This is a genomic window from Planococcus sp. ISL-109, from assembly GCF_018613655.1.
GTDB lineage: Bacteria > Bacillota > Bacilli > Bacillales_A > Planococcaceae > Planococcus.
In genome coordinates this window covers 334,057-352,644 of record NZ_JAGGPW010000004.1, presented here as the reverse complement: position 1 = coordinate 352,644, position 18,588 = coordinate 334,057, and the positions used below count along the sequence as shown (strand labels likewise).

At 46.8% G+C, this 18,588-nt stretch carries 19 protein-coding genes and 1 other annotated feature; all 19 genes read right to left on the bottom strand.

Annotation, left to right across the window (positions count from 1 at the left end):
* Positions 1-2 precede the first annotated feature (2 nt).
* Complete coding sequence (lspA, locus tag J7E21_RS03555) at positions 3-476, bottom strand: signal peptidase II (RefSeq protein ID WP_215104801.1); 474 nt, start codon at positions 474-476, stop codon at positions 3-5.
* Between the two features lie 103 nt (positions 477-579).
* Complete coding sequence (gene ileS / locus J7E21_RS03550; protein ID WP_215104799.1) at positions 580-3,342, bottom strand: isoleucine--tRNA ligase; 2,763 nt, start codon at positions 3,340-3,342, stop codon at positions 580-582.
* Between the two features lie 42 nt (positions 3,343-3,384).
* Positions 3,385-3,595: a binding site (T-box leader), on the bottom strand.
* 49 nt (positions 3,596-3,644) lie between these two features.
* Entirely contained in the window at positions 3,645-4,172 is a 528-nt protein-coding gene (locus J7E21_RS03545) for a DivIVA domain-containing protein (RefSeq protein ID WP_215104796.1), read from the bottom strand.
* Between the two features lie 89 nt (positions 4,173-4,261).
* Complete coding sequence (locus tag J7E21_RS03540) at positions 4,262-5,047, bottom strand: YlmH family RNA-binding protein (protein ID WP_215104794.1); 786 nt, start codon at positions 5,045-5,047, stop codon at positions 4,262-4,264.
* A gap of 120 nt (positions 5,048-5,167) precedes the next feature.
* Positions 5,168-5,431: a YggT family protein gene (locus J7E21_RS03535; RefSeq protein WP_215104792.1), complete on the bottom strand. Its 264-nt coding sequence runs from the start codon at positions 5,429-5,431 to the stop codon at positions 5,168-5,170.
* A gap of 18 nt (positions 5,432-5,449) precedes the next feature.
* Positions 5,450-5,947 (bottom strand): cell division protein SepF, encoded by a 498-nt coding sequence (locus J7E21_RS03530; RefSeq protein WP_215104790.1) that lies wholly within the window; start codon positions 5,945-5,947, stop codon positions 5,450-5,452.
* Positions 5,944-6,615: a YggS family pyridoxal phosphate-dependent enzyme gene (locus J7E21_RS03525; protein WP_215104788.1), complete on the bottom strand. Its 672-nt coding sequence runs from the start codon at positions 6,613-6,615 to the stop codon at positions 5,944-5,946. Before J7E21_RS03525 ends, J7E21_RS03530 begins: the two co-directional genes overlap by 4 nt.
* 210 nt (positions 6,616-6,825) lie before the next feature.
* Positions 6,826-8,016, bottom strand: coding sequence for a cell division protein FtsZ (gene ftsZ / locus J7E21_RS03520; protein ID WP_215104786.1), 1,191 nt, complete (start codon positions 8,014-8,016; stop codon positions 6,826-6,828).
* 58 nt (positions 8,017-8,074) lie between these two features.
* Positions 8,075-9,364, bottom strand: a complete 1,290-nt coding sequence (gene ftsA / locus J7E21_RS03515) for a cell division protein FtsA (RefSeq protein WP_215104784.1) — start codon at positions 9,362-9,364, stop codon at positions 8,075-8,077.
* A gap of 118 nt (positions 9,365-9,482) precedes the next feature.
* Complete coding sequence (locus J7E21_RS03510) at positions 9,483-9,830, bottom strand: small basic family protein (protein ID WP_215104782.1); 348 nt, start codon at positions 9,828-9,830, stop codon at positions 9,483-9,485.
* Between the two features lie 3 nt (positions 9,831-9,833).
* On the bottom strand, positions 9,834-10,550 hold the full coding sequence (locus J7E21_RS03505) for a DUF881 domain-containing protein (protein WP_215104780.1): 717 nt from the start codon (positions 10,548-10,550) through the stop codon (positions 9,834-9,836).
* Between the two features lie 18 nt (positions 10,551-10,568).
* A complete protein-coding gene (locus J7E21_RS03500) occupies positions 10,569-11,291 on the bottom strand; it encodes a DUF881 domain-containing protein (protein ID WP_215104778.1) in 723 nt (240 codons plus the stop codon).
* Positions 11,269-12,051 (bottom strand): cell division protein FtsQ/DivIB, encoded by a 783-nt coding sequence (locus J7E21_RS03495; RefSeq protein WP_215104776.1) that lies wholly within the window; start codon positions 12,049-12,051, stop codon positions 11,269-11,271. The genes J7E21_RS03500 and J7E21_RS03495 overlap by 23 nt, the downstream gene beginning before the upstream one ends.
* A gap of 18 nt (positions 12,052-12,069) precedes the next feature.
* Positions 12,070-13,434, bottom strand: a complete 1,365-nt coding sequence (murD, locus tag J7E21_RS03490; RefSeq protein WP_215104774.1) for a UDP-N-acetylmuramoyl-L-alanine--D-glutamate ligase — start codon at positions 13,432-13,434, stop codon at positions 12,070-12,072.
* Positions 13,435-14,394 (bottom strand): phospho-N-acetylmuramoyl-pentapeptide-transferase, encoded by a 960-nt coding sequence (gene mraY, locus J7E21_RS03485; RefSeq protein WP_483313484.1) that lies wholly within the window; start codon positions 14,392-14,394, stop codon positions 13,435-13,437.
* 46 nt (positions 14,395-14,440) lie between these two features.
* A complete protein-coding gene (locus J7E21_RS03480; protein WP_215104770.1) occupies positions 14,441-16,747 on the bottom strand; it encodes a penicillin-binding transpeptidase domain-containing protein in 2,307 nt (768 codons plus the stop codon).
* Entirely contained in the window at positions 16,744-17,103 is a 360-nt protein-coding gene (gene ftsL, locus J7E21_RS03475) for a cell division protein FtsL (protein ID WP_215104768.1), read from the bottom strand. Before ftsL ends, J7E21_RS03480 begins: the two co-directional genes overlap by 4 nt.
* A gap of 12 nt (positions 17,104-17,115) precedes the next feature.
* Positions 17,116-18,054 (bottom strand): 16S rRNA (cytosine(1402)-N(4))-methyltransferase RsmH, encoded by a 939-nt coding sequence (gene rsmH / locus J7E21_RS03470; protein ID WP_215104766.1) that lies wholly within the window; start codon positions 18,052-18,054, stop codon positions 17,116-17,118.
* A gap of 21 nt (positions 18,055-18,075) precedes the next feature.
* Positions 18,076-18,507 carry a division/cell wall cluster transcriptional repressor MraZ gene (gene mraZ, locus J7E21_RS03465; RefSeq protein WP_215104764.1) on the bottom strand — a complete coding sequence of 144 codons (432 nt, stop codon included), beginning with the start codon at positions 18,505-18,507 and terminating at the stop codon, positions 18,076-18,078.
* Between the last annotated feature and the right edge of the window lie 81 nt (positions 18,508-18,588).

Genomic DNA, 18,588 nt, shown 5'->3' with positions numbered 1-18,588 from the left:
TATTAAGACACCTTTTTCTTTTGTTGTTTTTCATCCATGATTACATAAACGATCATTAAGACGACACCAATGGTCAATGCAGCATCCGCCACATTGAAGATCGGAAAATCATAATTAATTACTGGAATCAGCACATCGACAAAATCGACGACTTCGCCTCGGTACATGCGGTCAATAAAATTGCCGATCGCGCCTCCCAACAGCACCATTAGCGAAAGCTGGAACAACGGCTGTCCCCCGGCATGTTTGTGGAAATAATACAGAATCGCCACGATGACGACGATTGTGATGATCGCAAACAGCCACATCTGCCCTTCAAGCATCCCCCACGCCGCGCCGCGGTTGCGGTGGGAAAGCCAGCCAAGATACGGCTCGAGCACCGGGATACGCTCGCCGAGCTCCATATTTTTGACGACTAGCCACTTGGTCCATTGATCCAGCGCGATAATAAGTAAAGCAATTCCATAATAAATCACTCATATTTCCCCCGTCATTCATCAGTCTATTCATTTTAACACAGAGCAGCCGAAAAAAGAAAAAGTCCGAAAACCGGAAAGCCGGCTTTCGGACCGTTGACACTTAAGCAAATTCGATTTCGACGACTTCTGCACAGCGCGGACAAAGCTCCGGATGCGCATCAAACTGTCCGATTTCTTTTGAAATTGTCCAGCAGCGGCCGCATTTCTCGCCTTGTGCTTTCTCGACAACAACTGACACTTCATCGAGAGCCAATGCGTTTTCAGGTGCTTGTTCTTTCGTTCCACCAAACGCGTACTCGGAGACGATGAACAATTGTGCAAGATTCGAATCGATGGCCGGCAATAAAGTCGCCATTTCTTCGCTGCCATAAACAGTCACTTTCGCTTCCAGAGATTTACCGATCGTCTTCAAAGCACGCGCTTCTTCCAGCGCTTTCAAGACATCGTCGCGGACGTCCATGAAACGGCTCCATTTCGCTTCCAACTCAGCGAATTCCGGACGTTTTTGCACTTCCGGGAAATCCGTCAACTGAACGCTTTCTTCTGATGCAAAGCTCAAATACGACCACATTTCATCCGCTGTGTGCGGCAGGATCGGTGATGACAGCTTGACGATTGCCATCAAACTGTCGAACATAACCGTCTGCATCGCACGGCGGTGCGGATGATCGGCGCGTTCGATGTAGACGACGTCTTTTGCGACATCTAGGTAGAACGAGCTGAGATCATTTGCACAGAAGCTGTTCAGCGCAAGATACACAGAGGAGAACTCATAGTTTTCATAGCCGCTGCGCGCCGTATCGATTAGTTTCTGCAATTTCATGACCATATACTGATCCATTTCACGCATTTCTTCAAACGGCACGCGATGCACTGTTTCATCAAAGTCCGCCAAGTTGCCGTGAAGGAATTTCAACGTATTGCGGATTTTCCGGTACACTTCAGACACTTGCTTGAAGTTATCATCTGATACTCTTACGTCAGCCGTATAGTCGACAGAAGAAACCCATAGGCGCAGGATATCAGCGCCCATTTGGTTCATGACTTTAGCTGGTACGATGACGTTGCCGAGTGATTTGCTCATTTTGCGGCCATTGCCGTCCAATGTGAAACCATGGCTCAAGACGCCTTTATATGGCGCGATGCCGTTGATTGCGACGCTGGTCGTCAGGGATGAGTTGAACCAGCCGCGGTATTGGTCGGATCCTTCGAGGTAAAGGTCAGCCGGATATTGCAGGTCTTCCCGTTCATCAAGCACTGCTTGGTGGGACGATCCCGAATCGAACCAAACGTCCATGATGTCCATTTCTTTTGTAAAAGTGTTGTTCGGGCTGCTCGGGTGCGTGAAGCCTTCCGGCATTAATTCCGCCGCGCTGCGCTCGAACCAGATGTTTGAACCGTGTTCGCGGAACAGATCCGCAATATGCGCAATTGTTTCTTCTGTAATGATCGGGTCACCGTTTTCCGCATAGAACACCGGAATTGGAACGCCCCACACACGCTGGCGGGAAATGTTCCAGTCACCGCGGTCGCGCAGCATATTGTAAAGTCGTGTCTCACCCCATGCAGGTGTGAACGTTGTTTCTTTGATTGCTTTCAAAATCTGCTCGCGGAACGCGTCGATCGATACGAACCATTGCGCCGTCGCCCGATAAATTACCGGCTTTTTCGTGCGCCAGTCGTGCGGATAGGAGTGTGTGATGAAAGATAATTTTTCCAACATGCCCGACTCGTCCAAAGCTTCGGTAATCGATTTGTTCGCTTTGTCGTAGAACTCGCCTTCAAATCCTGGCGCTTCTTCCGTCATGATACCGCGCTCATCGACCGGGCACAATACGTCCAAGCCGTATTTCTTGCCGATCAAGAAGTCATCTTCACCATGTCCTGGTGCTGTGTGAACGCAGCCTGTACCGGAATCCGTCGTAACGTGTTCGCCGAGCATAACCAGTGACGTTCGGTCATATAATGGGTGTTTCGCTAAAATATGCTCGAGTTCCTGTCCTTTAAGAGTCCGGACCACTTCGTAATCTGTCCAGCCGATTTCTTTTGCCACTTCTTCGACCAAGTCTTTTGCGACCACATACACCGAACCACCTTGCGCGATTTCTGCATAGTCCAAATCAGCATGCACGGAAATACCAAGGTTTGCGGGAATGGTCCACGGCGTCGTCGTCCAGATGATTAGCTTGGTGCCTTCTTCCAATACACCTTTGCCATCTGTAACTGGGAACGATACATAAATCGATGGGGATTTTTTATCGTGATATTCGATTTCCGCTTCTGCCAGTGAAGATTCACTTGAAGGGGACCAGTAAACCGGCTTCAAGCCTTTATAGATATAGCCCTTGTTGGCCATTTTACCGAATACTTCGATTTGGCGTGCTTCGTAGGAAGGCTTTAATGTCACATACGGGTTTTCCCAATCACCGCGCACACCGATCCGTTTGAACTGAGAACGTTGGCTGTCGATTTGTTCGTATGCATACTCTTCACAAAGCCTGCGGAATTCCGCCAAAGACAATTCTTTGCGGTTGACGCCTTTATTCGCCAGCGCCTGCTCGATCGGCAAACCATGTGTGTCCCAACCAGGAACATACGGAGCATGGAATCCCATCATCGAACGCGAACGGACGATCATGTCTTTCAGGACTTTGTTCAAGGCGTGGCCCATATGAAGATCGCCGTTTGCATATGGCGGTCCATCGTGAAGAACGAAGAACGGGCGGCCTTTCGTGCGGTCTTGAACTCTCTTATATATATCCATTTCTTCCCATTTCTTTTGCATTTCAGGTTCCCGGTTCGGCAGATTGCCGCGCATAGGAAATTCGGTTTTCGGCATCAATAACGTATCTTTGTAATCCATTTCCATTCCTCCTGTAGGCATAATAAAAAGCCCCCATCCCTGGAAAGGGACGAGAAGCTCGCGGTACCACCCTTGTTGCAGCGCTATGCTGCCACTCTGAACACCGTAACGTGGCGACGACGGAATCGGCTACTGTCTTTCACCGGTCCAGCTCAGGAGTGATATTCCAAAACGGCTCCAATGCCAGGCTTTCACCGCCCCCGGCTCGCTTCATCGGATTTCCGCTTTGTACTGTCTCCTTCAATGCGTTTGTAAGTATGTCGTAATTATAGAAGTAGAATAGATTACAGTCAAGGACGGGCTTATTCCTTCGCTGCGGTCTCAGCTTCATTTTTTTCGATTTGTTCCAGATTGTCAGTGTCCAAATCGTATTCAAGCAATGTGTTCCAATCTTCTGTTTCGATCAAATCCAATTGCGCTTCTACGAGCATTTTGAAGCGGTTTCGGAAAATCTTCGACTGCTTTTTCAGCTCTTCGATTTCCGTTGCGATGCGGCGCGCTTTGACCAAAGATTCGTTGACGATGCGATCTGCATTCTTTTCCGCTTCCTGAACAATCAGGTCCGCTTCTTTCTGGGAATTGCGGCGCACTTCTTCTGACGCTTCCTGTGCTACAAAAATAGATTTCTGCAAAGTGGATTCCAAATTCGTGAAATGGCCCATGCGCTCATCTGTCGACTTCATGCGCTCTTCCATTTGTGTTTTTTCTTTTAATACTTTTTCATAATCCTTCATAATCTGTTCGAGGAATTCATTGACCTCATCTTCTTGATAACCGCGGAATGCGCGGCTGAACTCTTTATTGTGTATATCTAGTGGTGATAAAGGCATCGTATCTCTCCTTACTCTCTTCATTATTAATCTCATTATACCGTTCATGACGAGAAATTTCAGTATTATTCAGCACTTTCATTGCTGTTTTATTTTTTAAGTTCCAATTTGCCGACTAGCAGGCGGATTTTGTCTTTTTTCGTCCGTCCTTCGATTGCTTGGATTTGCACACGGCCAAGCCCGCGTGCTGACATTAGATCGGATTCGTGCAGCTCAAACGACACTTGCTCTTGAATTGACCAATTCACTTTCACTTTGCCGCCGTTGATCAGGCCAGCCGCTTTTTGCCGGGAAATTTTATAAACTGAACTCATGACCGCATCAAGCCGCAGTGAACTGACCGTGTGTGCTTCTTCGATCCATTCTTCGATTACAGGCAGATAAGCCGACGAATCCACCACTTCTTCTAGTTGTACTTTAACTTTTCCGGCGCTGATGAAGTTAGCTCGCAAATACGGCGCGACTTCTTCCATCACCGCAAGCTGCACGCGTCCTTCTCCTATGCGGATATCTCCAAACTTCCCCCGCTCCAGCCCAAGAGACATGAGCGCACCGAGAATATCCGGATGCTTTAATGAGACGAACTTGATCGGGTAGCGCAGCTCGAACATCGTAATTTGAAAATCATCTTCTGACGGAACGTAATATGCCGGGTGCAGAAGGACGCGCTGCCGCTCTGCCTGTTCAAATAATCCTGAAGCGGCCATTTGGACATCTCTTGAGCCGATGAGGGATTGGATGATAAAGCGTTGGCGCGGGTCTAGAAAATCGGTGAGCTTCGGTGCATACATATCTTCTACGTCACGCAACCAATCGTTTGCTTGTTCGATGAATTGTTGTTCATCTTTACGGAAATGCTGAAATATCTCTTCCATAGTCGTACCCTCCGGTTCTAGAATTTGTGCACCATCCATTCTTTGTGCAGTCAAATAAAAAAGACAGAGAAACTAGTTTCTCCATCTTCCTACAGCGGCGCGTCAACCGGTCTCATATTATCAGAGAAAATAATTAACCAACGTGACGATTCCTTGGCTGGCAAGGCTCAAAGTGAAAATTGCCACAATCGGTGAAATGTCGATCATGCCGATTGGCGGAATAAAACGGCGGAAAATGTCCAAATATGGATCAGTAATCCGGGAAATCATCTGTCCGAATGCAGATTCCTTAATGCTTGGAACCCAGCTCATGAACACACTGACAATCAGGATATAGAAATAAATATTAATAGCACCTAACAGTAAATTTACAAGAAGAATCATTCGTTTTAAGCACCTTTCTTATTGTTGATCATCGTGATAGTAATCCGAGATGGCGCCATCCACTTCCACTGTGTCCGGCACGCACAGGAAAATATCAGTTCCGATGCGTTGGATATCTCCTCCGAGGGCATAAACGGTACCGCTTAGGAAATCGATGATGCGAAGAGCCTGGTCCCGTTCGATGCGCTGAAGATTGACCACGACGGCCTGTTTGTTTTTAAGGCTTTCCGCAATATCTTGCGCTTCTGCATAAACGCGCGGTTCTGCCAGGCTGACTTTAGATGAAGATGCAGCTGAATTCTGCAAATTGACAATATTTTGCACGGTAGGTTCCTCCACTTTTTCACGGCGTTCTTTCACTGGTTTCGATGTTTTCTGCACTTTCGCCTGCGCTTCTACAGCTGCTGCCGGCTTTTCATAGCGTTGGACAGGGCGCTGCTTGCGTTCTTCTTGTACAGGTTCTTCTTCGTATTCATCCAGATAGAAGAAGTTTTTGAATTTATCTTTCATGTTCATCTTTGTGCCTCGCTTTCCGACCCCACTAATGCCGTGCCGACACGGACAAATGTTGCGCCTTCTTCGGCGGCGATCAGATAATCATTGGACATGCCCATCGACAGTTCAGTGCAAGGGGCGTGCTGCCATTGTTTTTCTGCAATTTGGTGTTGAAGTTTTTTTAATCCTTTAAAAGTAGTGCGCACTAAGCTTTCATCTTCGGTGTTTGGTGCCATCGTCATCAAACCGACCACTTGAATTTTGTCATAGTCCTTGAGGAATTCGATAAAAGCGGGCACTTCTTCCGGAGAAAATCCACTTTTGGAGTCTTCACCGGAAACATTGACTTGAACAAAACATTTCACTGGTTTGCTGGCTCGCTTTTGAATTTCTTTCGCTAGGCTCAGACGATCCAATGAATGCAAGTAATCGATGAGATCGATCACTTCTTTGACTTTTCGCGACTGAAGTGCTCCGATATAATGCCATGCGACATCGCCTTCAACCTCGGCTTTTTTTTGCTTAAGCCCTTCAGGACGATTTTCCCCGATATGGCGTATACCTGCATCCACTGCTTCTTGAGTGGTGACGGTTCCAACTTGTTTTGTCACTGCGACAATCTCAATGCCGCTTCGGATTTGGTTTAATTTATTGGTCATTTCTTCAAACTTCGGTTTAATCGTTCTCATATGCTCACAACTTTTCTATAGACGTTCAATTTATTGTACCAAGACAAGACCGAATTATCAATTCAGCTAATCATGAAATCCACGGAGCGTCGGTTTTTTCCAAAAAAAATTGACTGAACCGTGACAAGGCTTGTCATTTCACCTTGCTCCAGTTCGGTTCAATCGGTTTCTAAAAAAAACCAACTGCCTAGTCGGCAGCTGGTTTTTGGATTAACGGCGCTTCTGTCTGTTGCGCAGGAAGGTCGGGATATCAAGTGCATCTTCACTTTGTTTATCCTGGCGCTGCGGCTCTTGGTTGTAATGAGGAGTCTGTTCCTCGCGGCGTTGCTGTTGCTCTTCACGGCGCGCTTCACGAATCGTAGGTGCCGGATTTTGCTGCTGGATGGATTGGATGCGGTTTGCGTTCAATCCAGAACCACGTGGCGCACGTCCAGCTGGGCTCAATGTTTCTTCGTTGAAGCCAGTAGCGATAACCGTTACTACGATTTCATCTTTCAAGTTATCGTTGATGACGGAACCGAAAATCATGTTCACTTCTTCGTCAGAAGCGGATGCAACGATATCAGCAGCTTCTTGGACTTCATACAAGCTCAAATTAGAACCGCCTGTAATGTTCATAAGAACACCTTTTGCTCCGTCAACCGAAACTTCCAGCAATGGGCTGGAAACTGCTTTCTTCGCAGCTTCAGCCGCACGGTTTTCGCCTGAAGAGACACCAATCCCCATAAGTGCAGAGCCTTTGTTCGACATAATTGTTTTTACATCGGCAAAGTCAAGGTTGATAAGTCCAGGAACCGCGATCAAGTCAGAGATCCCTTGAACACCTTGGCGCAGGACGTTATCCGCTTCACGGAATGCTTCGAGCATCGGCGTGTTTTTGTCGACGATTTCAAGAAGGCGGTCGTTTGGAATGACGATTAATGTATCAACCGACTCTTTCATTGTTGCGATGCCGCCGATTGCTTGAGTCGAACGCTTGCGTCCTTCAAACGTAAACGGACGGGTCACGACGCCAACTGTCAAAGCGCCAAGTTCTTTCGCGATTCCGGCGATCACCGGAGCTGCTCCAGTTCCTGTCCCGCCGCCCATACCGGCAGTAACGAAAACCATATCCGCTCCGCGCAAAGCTTCTTCGATCTGTTCTTTGCTTTCTTCTGCTGCTTTTTTCCCGACATCAGGGTTTGCACCAGCACCGAGGCCACGCGTCAATTTCCCACCGATTTGCAGGCGGGTCTCCGCTTTCGACAAGTTCAATGCTTGCGCATCAGTGTTGACTGCGATGAAATCCACACCTTGAACTCCATGCTCGATCATGCGGTTTACAGCGTTGTTTCCGCCGCCACCGACACCAATGACTTTAATTACGGCTAATGCATCGATATTTGTATCAAATTCCAACATTCTGTTTCCTCCTAAGATTGCTCAGCTTTTAACACATAAGCCGGACACAATGATGATTTTATTCAAAAAAACGATCAAACATTTTTTTGGCTTTGCTGACGACACCTTCGTTATCCTCTTTCGGTTGCTTTGGCTGTTTTTGCTTTTTCGGCTGCTGATCAACATACTCCGCTTTCGGGGAATGTGCAGCGGCTGAACCGTGGCCGACATTGCCATAGAACAAATCTTCAGCATATGCGTATTGGATCAAGCCGACCGCTGTCGTGTATTGCGGTTCACGAACACCGATAAATTCCGGCGTGAACAACCGGACGCGGCTTTGAAGGATGCTGCGCGCGAGCTCTGGAAGCCCATCCATTTTTGCCATGCCACCTGTCAACACGACACCGCCCGGCAGTTCTTCAATGCCAAGACGATATAGCTCATCCAAAATCAATTCGAAAAGTTCTTCCATGCGAACCCCGATTATTTCAGATATGTATTTTTGGCTATACTGTTCTCTGGAATCTGAACCGATAACCGGCACTTCGAATACTTCCTCTTCGGATGCATCGTCAAAAAATGCATGGCCGTGTTCAAGCTTGATTTTTTCAGCCTGCTCTGTCGGGGTTTTCAAGACGATCGATAAGTCTTTCGTTACGTGATCGCCGCCGACCGGAATGACCGATGCTGCACGTAAATAACCGTCACGGAACACTGCAATAGATGTTGAACCTCCGCCGATATCGATGCAAGCGGTGCCATGGTTTTTTTCGTCTTCAGTAAGCGCATAGCTTCCTGCAACTAATGGCTGGACATAAATCTCACGGATTTCGAGACCAGCTCGCTCTACGCAGCGCAATACATTGTGCAATACAGTTTTTGAAGTCGTCACCATTGTACCATCCATTTCAAGACGGATGCCGATCATGCCGCGAGGATCTTTAATTTCACCGAGATGATCAACGACATATTCTTCCGGAATGATGTTTACGAGTTCCCGATCAGGTGGAATCGACATGACTTGAGCAGCTTCGAGCACCCGCTCGAGGTCTTCGTCCGTGATTTCCCGGTTTTCGCTGTTGACTGCGACAATCCCTTTTACCGGCTGCAATGCCACTTGATTGGCTGGAATGCCCAGTACCACTTCGTGGATTTCTTTTCCGATCATACGCTCTGCTTGGTCGACCGCTTTTTTGATGGACTGCACTGTTGCATCTATATCAACAATCGCGCCTTTTTTGATTCCATTGGATTTGACGTTGCCTACGCCGATGACGTGCAACGACTTATTGGTCATTTCCCCAATCAATACTTTAACGGAGGAAGACCCAATATCTAAACTTACATATAATTCTGATTGACTCAACTCGTGGCACCTCCCTTTAAAACTTCTCTATATTACATTCTATTGTAAAATACACACCTTGTCTAAGTAAAATAGCGAAACTTAGAAAATTTTCCTGCAATTTCTCATTTTGCTTCACTTAACCTCTTTTTTCAGTCCATTTTGCCAGCAGCAGGCGGCGGATCACCGCAATGTTCTGGAACAGGCGCACACCGAAAGCAAAAATCGCCGCCAAATATAAATCTACACCGAGATGAACACCGAGAAAAGCGAGGCCTGCAGCCAGCACAATATTAAAGAAGAATCCGGAGACGAAAACTTTATCGTCGTAAACTTGCTGCAAATGCGCTCGAATGCCGCCAAATAATGTATCCAGTGAAGCCAGGACCGCGATGGACAAATAACTGGCGTATTCCGGCGGGATTTGAACATCGGTAAGCAAACCAAGCGAAATGCCGAGAAGCAGGCCAAGGATTGAAATCCACATAAATTACTCCTCCTCTAGTGCTTCAAGATGTGCTGCGCTCCAGTCCTCTCCAAATGGCGGGAGCGTCAACTGTTCTTGCGGTTCCGAAACGGCGATTGTTAAATCGTCTATGTAAAAATCATCATGTATTTCAGAAGCCGTTAAATGGCTAAAAAGTTTCCGTGTCTCCTCCATATTGCCAGTTGTAATCTCAATAGCAAAAGGAGGAGTTGAAATCCGTTCCCCATTAACGGTCGTGTAGCCATTGATATCACGGATGGCCGTCGTATTGATTATGCGCTGGCCGCTGATCGTCATTTCAATGCTATTGAAGCGATTGATTTCATTTACGAGACGGATGAGCAAGTCTGGCGGAATTTCCATGATGTCAGTTCCCATGGCAACCGCTTCAAGGGACGGCCTGACCTCGAGTGTAATCCCTGACCCTGTCACTTCAGTAAGCCCTGCTAAAATCCGTAGTTCCTCAACCGTTTCTTGTAAAATATTTTCAGGATCTTCTGCTGCTTCTCCTGTATATTTTCCAAGCGTCTCATCCAATAAACTGATTTCCGACAAAAGCTCTGAATGGATTTGCTTTTCCCTGGACAGCTCTTGGCGGATTTCCCACGTATCACGCGTGTCGCGCGTATCGCTGGTATTGATTGTATTGTATTGTGTAGCGACCATAAACCCGATGACAAAAAGAATCACAGTAAAACGGCTCAATATTCGCTTTTTCATTGCACGTCCTCCTGTTCCCTATTCCGACAATAAGGCCGGCATGCGGATATCGAGACCTTCATCCAGTGTCACTATAATATTGTCGTTGACGAGCTGGTCTTGGACACCGCCCGCTAATTGCATCGAAGCAGTCAAAACGTCCGGGCTGCCGATCGCTTCAATGGTAAACGGGGCAGGGTGCTGCACCCCATCCACCATGATTACGGGGCCGGTGCAAACGATATTGGAGTTGCCATGGATACGCTGGCCGTTGACCGCTATCGCTTCCGCTCCAGAGATATACAATTCATTGATCACTTGGAACACATGGCTTTCATGAACAATGTAATCATTCGGATTGACGTAGTCCGCGCTGTAGTCCCCATCTTGCAATGTGACTTTCAAGCCGCTGCCTTTAACTGGAACAAGCCCGAGGAAGCGTCGCAGTTCTTCCGCCTCCCGGGCATATGCCGTATAATCTTCTTCCCCGTCCGTTACAGAGCGCTCGAATTCTTGCACAGCGCCCTGTTTGCCGGACAGTTCTTCCCTCAGCTCTTTATTGCGTTCTTGCTGCTCGATCAATTCTTTCCGGTATTGCTCTTTTTGTTCGAAAAACGTGCCGCCGCTAAAATCGTTTTCTGCTTCACGCTGATTCGATAAGCTGTATGAATAAGCCATAATAAACCCGAGAACAAGAAAAACTAACGAAAAAATGATGGATTTACTGATGCTTTTCCGATCATTCCTCTTCGGCATCTTCAAAATCCACACCCGCTTCCGGCAATCCAAATACATCATTATAGGAACGGAAATAAATGCCGACTTCCATGTCGATGATGCCTTTTTGCTCTTCAAGCTGTGCTGTGACCGACGGATAATAATTGATCTTCTCCGCCAGTGTCGATAGGATAGCTTTGATTTCATTGCCATCATTCATGTAAATCGTAATATAATCCGCACGCTCTTCCTCTGGATCCAAAATGATTTGTGAAATGAGGTTTTGCACTTCCGGTTCCGTTTGGACCAATTGTTCCACGAGTGCTTCCCGTTTCGCTTCATCTTCAAAATTTAAAAATATCGGACCCTTGATATTGGTTACCGGCTGATTAAGCACCACGCCGTTCGAGAGAACCACCTGATAACTATTGCCTTGATCCAAATACCCCATTTCAACAAATTCCTCAATTTCAATTTCGACAGAGGTCAGCCATTTTTTTTGGACGGATGCTGTTTCAACCCATTCCAACGCCTCAATATGCTGTTCGATTTCTTCGCTATCAAATGACCACATCGAATCTCCAACCTCCAATGTGCTCGCTTGCTCATAGCTTTCCCCATCAAATAATTCGGCACCTGTTACGTCAATTGACTGAATTTCACTATACGTGGACTGGCTGTATAAGAGCACTAGCAACAAAGAAACGAAAATGAACAGCAATGCAGCAAACTTGCGGTTCGTTCTTTTTCTTCGCCGCTCCCGGAGCGTTGGAATGCGTTCTTCGATGTCTATAACTTTGTCCATAACCGCCGCTCCTTCGTATTATTCGTTCGCGTCTGTGTGTCTTTGGACTGCGTCGATAAATGCATCACCGCGGACTTCGAAACTCTCGTACTGATCCCAGCTTGCGCAAGCCGGCGACAAGAGAATGGTATCTCCTGGCTGTGACAACGCAATCGCTTTTTCGACCGCATCATCCATCATTCCGGCTTTTGTGACCGTCGGGACATTACACGATTCGGCAAAATCGGAAAAGCGTTCTGCCGTTTCGCCGAAAGTCACCAATCCTTTCACCCGTTCCATAAATGGCCGCAGTTCTTCAAGCGAATGCTCGCGCTCCAAACCGCCAGCCAACAGGATGATGTTTCCTTGGAACGCTTCTAAAGCGCTTTTCGTTGCCAGGGCATTTGTCGCTTTGGAATCATTATAAAAACGCCGTCCTTGCCATTCATCGACAAATTGGGAACGGTGCTTGACACCAGTGAAAGAAGTCAACACGCGGATGATGGTTTCTTTTGTCCCGCCCCATAATAATGCCGCTGCAGTGGCTGCCAGTATATTCTCAAGATTGTGTTCGCCTGCGAGCATGATTCGCTTGCGTTCAATTAAGGGTTTTCCTTGCCAGTAAATAAATTCCCGGTCTGCACTAATATGTTCGTCCGTCCTGCCTTTCAACGTAAAAGGCATAGGTATTGCTTTTACAGTTTTAGCGTGATCAGCGAGTATTTTTTGGTCCGCATTATAAATGAAATAATCTGTTTCGATCTGGTTTTCTGTAATTTTCTTTTTCGATTCAAGATAATCATCGAGCGATCCGTGATAATCGAGGTGTGCTTCGTATAAATTGATGATGATCGCAATTTGCGGACGGAAGGTTTCGGTTCCTTTTAACTGGAATGAAGAAAGCTCTGTGACGATGACATTGTCAGCAGCCGCTTTTTCCGCCACTCCGCTTGCCACTGTTCCGATATTCCCTGCAATTAGCGGTGCCTTGCCGTCTTGGTTCAGCATATGGAACAATAAAGTCGTAGTGGTGGTTTTGCCGTTCGATCCCGTAATTCCAATGAACGGCGCTTCGCTGATGCGGTAAGCAAGTTCAATTTCAGTCCAAACAGGAATGCCCTTTTCTATCGCTTTTTGGATCAGGTGATTGCGGTAAGGAATCCCAGGATTTTTGATGACCAGTTCGAATCCTTCGTCCATTAAATCTTCCGGGTGGCGGCCGCAAATAACGGTGACGCCCAGATTCAGCAAATCCTGTGCCTCTGGATTTTCTTCGAATGGCTTGGAATCATTGACTGTTACAAATGCTCCGAGCTTGTGCAAAAGGCGGGCGGCTGTATAACCGCTTTTCGCCAGGCCAAGCACCAGCACTTTTTTTTGATGCAATTGCGGCAATTCTTTCATTTACATGACCTCCAATAAAACGGCGACTGCGGCACTGATAAAACCGACGCCCCAAAATACGCTAACAACTTTCCATTCGGACCAACCGACCAGTTCAAAATGGTGATGTATCGGACTCATTTTGAATATGCGCTTTTTCCGCAACTTAAAGCTGCCTACCTGTAATATCACCGATGCTGTTTCGATAACGAATACTAAACCAATCAATAGCAAGAGCAATTCCTGCTTTAATAGGATCGACACCATAGCAAGCGCGCCGCCGAGTGCCAATGACCCGGTATCGCCCATAAAGACTTTCGCTGGATATTTATTAAAAACCAAAAACCCAAGAAGACCGCCTGCTACGGCAAAGGTGAACAATGCGATGCCCATTTGCTGTTGTGCAATCGCCAAAATGCCAAATGCAGCAAAAGCGATGGTAGCTGTCCCTGCAACGAGCCCATCCAGCCCATCCGTTAAGTTGACGGCGTTTGAGAAGCCGACAAGCCAGAAGACGATGAATAGCACATAAACCCAGCCAAGTTCAATCGACACCTCGGTAAAGGGAATTCCGAGCGCCGTGTCAAAACCGTTTGTGCGCAGCAAGAAGAATGACACAATGGCAATAACAATTTGTGCAATTAATTTCTGCAATGAAGTCAATCCGAGATTGCGCTTCAATACTACTTTGATGAAATCATCCAAAAACCCGATTAGTCCATAGGCGAACAACACCATCAAGAGAATGGTCACTTGTGTCGTCAGTTCTTCGTTAAATGCTGCGACAAGCAGTACTGTCACAATGATGGAAATGAGGAAAACCAGTCCGCCCATTGTCGGCGTCCCAGTTTTTTTCATATGGGATTGCGGTCCTTCTTCTCGAATGCTTTGACCAAATTTCATACGTTTCAATAGGGGAATGAAAAGAGGCATCAATACGACAGTAAATATTAATGCGACCCCAAATCCAATTATATGCATACCTTCCATTTATAGAGCTCCTTTAAAGACGAGTTGACTCGTTCGTTTATTCATTATCTTCCGGTTGTTCTTGTGTTTCTTGTGTTTCTTGTGTTTCTTGCGTTTCTTGTGTTTCTTGTGTTTCTTGTGTTTCTTGTGTTTCTTCGAGTGGGTTATCTATGGCCTCTTCGATATTTTGCGCCTGCTGCGGATAAAATATCTCCGGCGGTTGCAATTCGATGATGACGGATTCCCCTGCCGCAGGTGTCGCCCCTTCGGGAACACTTTGCGTCATGGTAAAGCCTTGTCCTGCAATTTCCAACGGCAATCCGCTGAGCGTCTGGTATGCAAGCAATTCACGCTTCGACCACCCTGTAAAGTCAGGGATAACGGTTTTCCCGCTCGTTCTTAAAATGATGTTTTCGCCAGCGACTAATGTTTCGCCGCTTTGAGGGTATTGATCGCTTACTTGCGTGTTTTCCCCTGTGACGACCGGATTCAAGCCGATTGCCTCCAATTCGGCAATCGCTTGTTCTAGAGGCATCTCAGAATAATCTTCTATCTGCACCGTCTTCGCTTCTATCGAATTCTCCGGTGCGATATTCAAGTATTTCAAACTATTCTCCATCACAGAAGTGAAAATTTTTGATACCGGAACGGATCCATATTCATCAGCCGGCAATTGAGGTTGCTGTACGCCGATATAAATCAACAGCTCCGGATCTTCCGCCGGCGCCATTCCGATGAATGAAAACAAATAATTATTGCTTCCGGTCATATATTGCCCGTCTTGGCCTGGGACTTGTGCGGTACCAGTTTTCCCGGCAACCGTGTAGTCCTGAAGCCCAAAGCCTTTGGCGGACCCAGCTTCCGCAGTGACTGTAGATGCCATCAGTTCACGCACTTCATTGGCCGTTTCTTGTGAAATCGGCTTGCCCGCTTCTGCGGGTTCAGACTTCACTGTTACGTCGCCTGTATCCGGGTTTTTAATTTGATCGATGATATAAGGCTTCATCATCGTTCCGTCACCTGCAATTGCCGTTGCTGCCTGAATCATTTGGATTGGCGTCACGGTTGAACCTTGTCCGTAGGCAGTCGTCAATTTATTGATTGGGTATTGATCCAGAATTTTCCCGGCTGCTTCATTCGGCAAATCGATGTCGGTTTTCTCGCCAAAGCCGAATGCATCGACATAGTTCATAAACATATCCGGTCCCATTCGTTCCAATAAATACCCCATTGATACGTTCGAGGAGCGTTGGAAACCTTCAAGAAAAGTAATGCTGCCCCAACCGCGCCCACTATTGTGGTCGCCGATAGTCCGGTCGAGTAATGTATACGTCCCGGAATCGTAATAAGCATTCGGATCCCATTTGCCTTCTTCTATTGCGGCAGCTACGGTGAAGATTTTCATCGGCGATCCGGGCTCTATAGTCAGTTCAATGCTTTCGTTCAGCCAGTTGTCCGATAAACCTTCCCTTGTGTTCGGATTGAAAGTCGGACGCTGTGACATGCCGAGAATCTCACCAGTATCGGGATCGGCGATGACCGCGATCATGCGCGTCGGATTGTATTCTTCCTGCACGCTCGACATGGCATCTTCGAGGAAATTCTGGATCGTCCGGTCCAATGTCAATTGAAGATTTGAACCGTCGATGGCGGGCGTAATCACTTCTTCGCTATTCGGCAAGAGGTAGCCCCATTTATCCGTATCGAACTCCATTTTGCCGTTTTGTCCGGTCAAAACTTGGTCATGAATCGCTTCGAGCCCCATTTTCCCAGTCGTTCTCACCAAGCCATCCTCACCTTCATCTTCTTCTTTCATCGCAAAACCAATCAAATGCGAAGCAAAGGTGCCGTTTGGATAAAGACGTTTTAGATCCTTGATGAATAATAGGCCTGGTAAATCCTGTTCTTCCATTTCAAGCATTTGCGTATGGTTGATTTCGCGGCCTGATGCCCCGAACTCCACTTGATAGCGCTCATTTTCGATGCCATTCACCAATATGTTCAATAGCTCTTCTTTCGGCGTGCCTAATTGCTCCGCCAAATATGTGGCCGTTTCTTCGGGATCGACGATATGGTTCGGTTGTTCCGGATTTGTCGTGACCGATTCATCCAAAACCGCCACCAACTTATAAGTAAGGGTGTCTTCTGCGATCACTTCGCCGTTGCGATCGATAATCTTTCCGCGTTCTGCCGTCAACACTTCTTCTTGGCTGTATTTGGCGGCCGCGCGTGCGGCTAATTCCTGGCCTTCCACTTTGCCAGTCGCTTGGATTGTGATTATTCTGGTCATTAAAAGGAAAAAGAGCCCTGCAAATAACAAAAATAGCAGAAAGGCTCCCCCTTGAAAACGAAACTTTTTCTTCATTGTCCAGGCACTACCTTTACATTTCGCTCATTTAATTTTAAGCCGTAATCCTTTGCTTTCGACCAAATGCGCTCATATGAAGACAGTTCACTTACTTGCACGGACAAATCGGTATTTTGTCTCATCGTTTCATTGATTGAATTTTCAATTGTTTGGATTTCCTGCGTCGAAGCTTGGATCGTCGACTGATTCTGCAAAACGAGCAGTGCACACAGAATGCATACAGCGAGGAAGGCCGTGTATAAGATTTTTTCGCCTTTTGTAATTCGAACTTTCTTTCGGACCGGCTGGCTACTCGGTTTTTGAGGAACGGCCGGCTGCTGGATGTAGGTTTGAGGTCTCGCATTCAACGCCATTTAAACACGTCCTTAGGATTTGATTTTTTCCGCAATCCGCAGCTTCGCGGAACGCGAACGATTATTATGGGCCAGTTCTTCCTCAGACGGCAGAATCGGCTTGCGTGTAACAAGTTTGAATTTCGGTTCAAGGCCTTCTGGAATAATCGGTAAATTCGGAGGCAATTCCGGCAGTGACGAAACCTCTTTAAAGAGTGCCTTCGTTAAACGATCTTCCAAGGAATGGAATGTGATGACGCTGATTCTGCCGCCTTCAGCCAACAGATCAAGTGCATCTTGCAAAGATGTTTCTGCAGCACCCAATTCGTCGTTCACTGCTATGCGGATGGCCTGGAATACTCGTTTGGCGGGATGTCCGCCTGTGCGTCTTGCCGGAGCCGGAATGCCGTCTTTGATGCATTCCACCAATTGTGCTGTTGTTTCAATCGGATGCTTTTCTCTAGCAGCTTCGATTTTCCGGGCGATTTGCTTGGAAAATTTTTCTTCTCCGTAGCGGTAAAAAATGCGCACCAAATCTTCAAAACGCCATTCGTTCACGACATGGTAAGCGCTCAGTTCAGCACTTTGGTCCATGCGCATATCGAGCGGTGCATCGTGGTGATAGCTGAATCCGCGCTCCGGTGTATCGAGCTGCGGTGAAGAGACGCCGAGGTCATACAAAATCCCGTCCACTTTCTCTACGCCCCGCTGATTCAGTTCTTCTTTTATATCTTTGAAGTTCGCATGAATAAATGTGATTTTATGTAAATAATCTTTCAGTTTTTCTTGTGCATGCGCGATTGCTGTCGCGTCCTGATCAAAGCAGTACAGATGTCCTTGATCGGATAATTGCTGGGCCAAATATTCGCTATGGCCTGCTCCGCCGAGCGTACAATCTACATATATACCATCAGGACGAATGTTCAGCCCATCGACAGTTTCATGCAGCAAAACTGTAGTGTGATTGAACAACCCAGTCCCCCCGTTCGTTTATTAAAAATCAAAGTCAGTTAAGTTTTCGGCAATTTCGTTAAAAGATTCTTCGGATTCCACAAAATACGCTTCCCAGGAATCTTTCGCCCAAATTTCAAATCGGTTGGAGACGCCTAAAATGACGCATTCCTTTTCGATTTTCGCATAAGTCAAAAGCGTCGCAGGTATATTGACGCGTCCCTGCTTATCAAGTTCCACTTCTTGGGCTCCGGAGAAGAAAAAACGCGTAAATGCACGCGCATCCTTTTTAGTTACTGGCATTTCTTTTAATTTTTCTTCAATTTTATTCCATTCATTCATTGGATAACCAAATAAGCACTGATCCAGGCCTCTGGTGATCACAAACTGTTCACCAAGCAAGTCACGGTATTTTGCAGGGACAATTAATCTGCCCTTTGCGTCAACATTATGTTGAAATTCGCCCATGAACATGCCTTTCACCCCACTTATTATAATTAATGTACCACATTCCCCCACATGCCACCACTTGTTTTTGAAATATTTCACTATTGT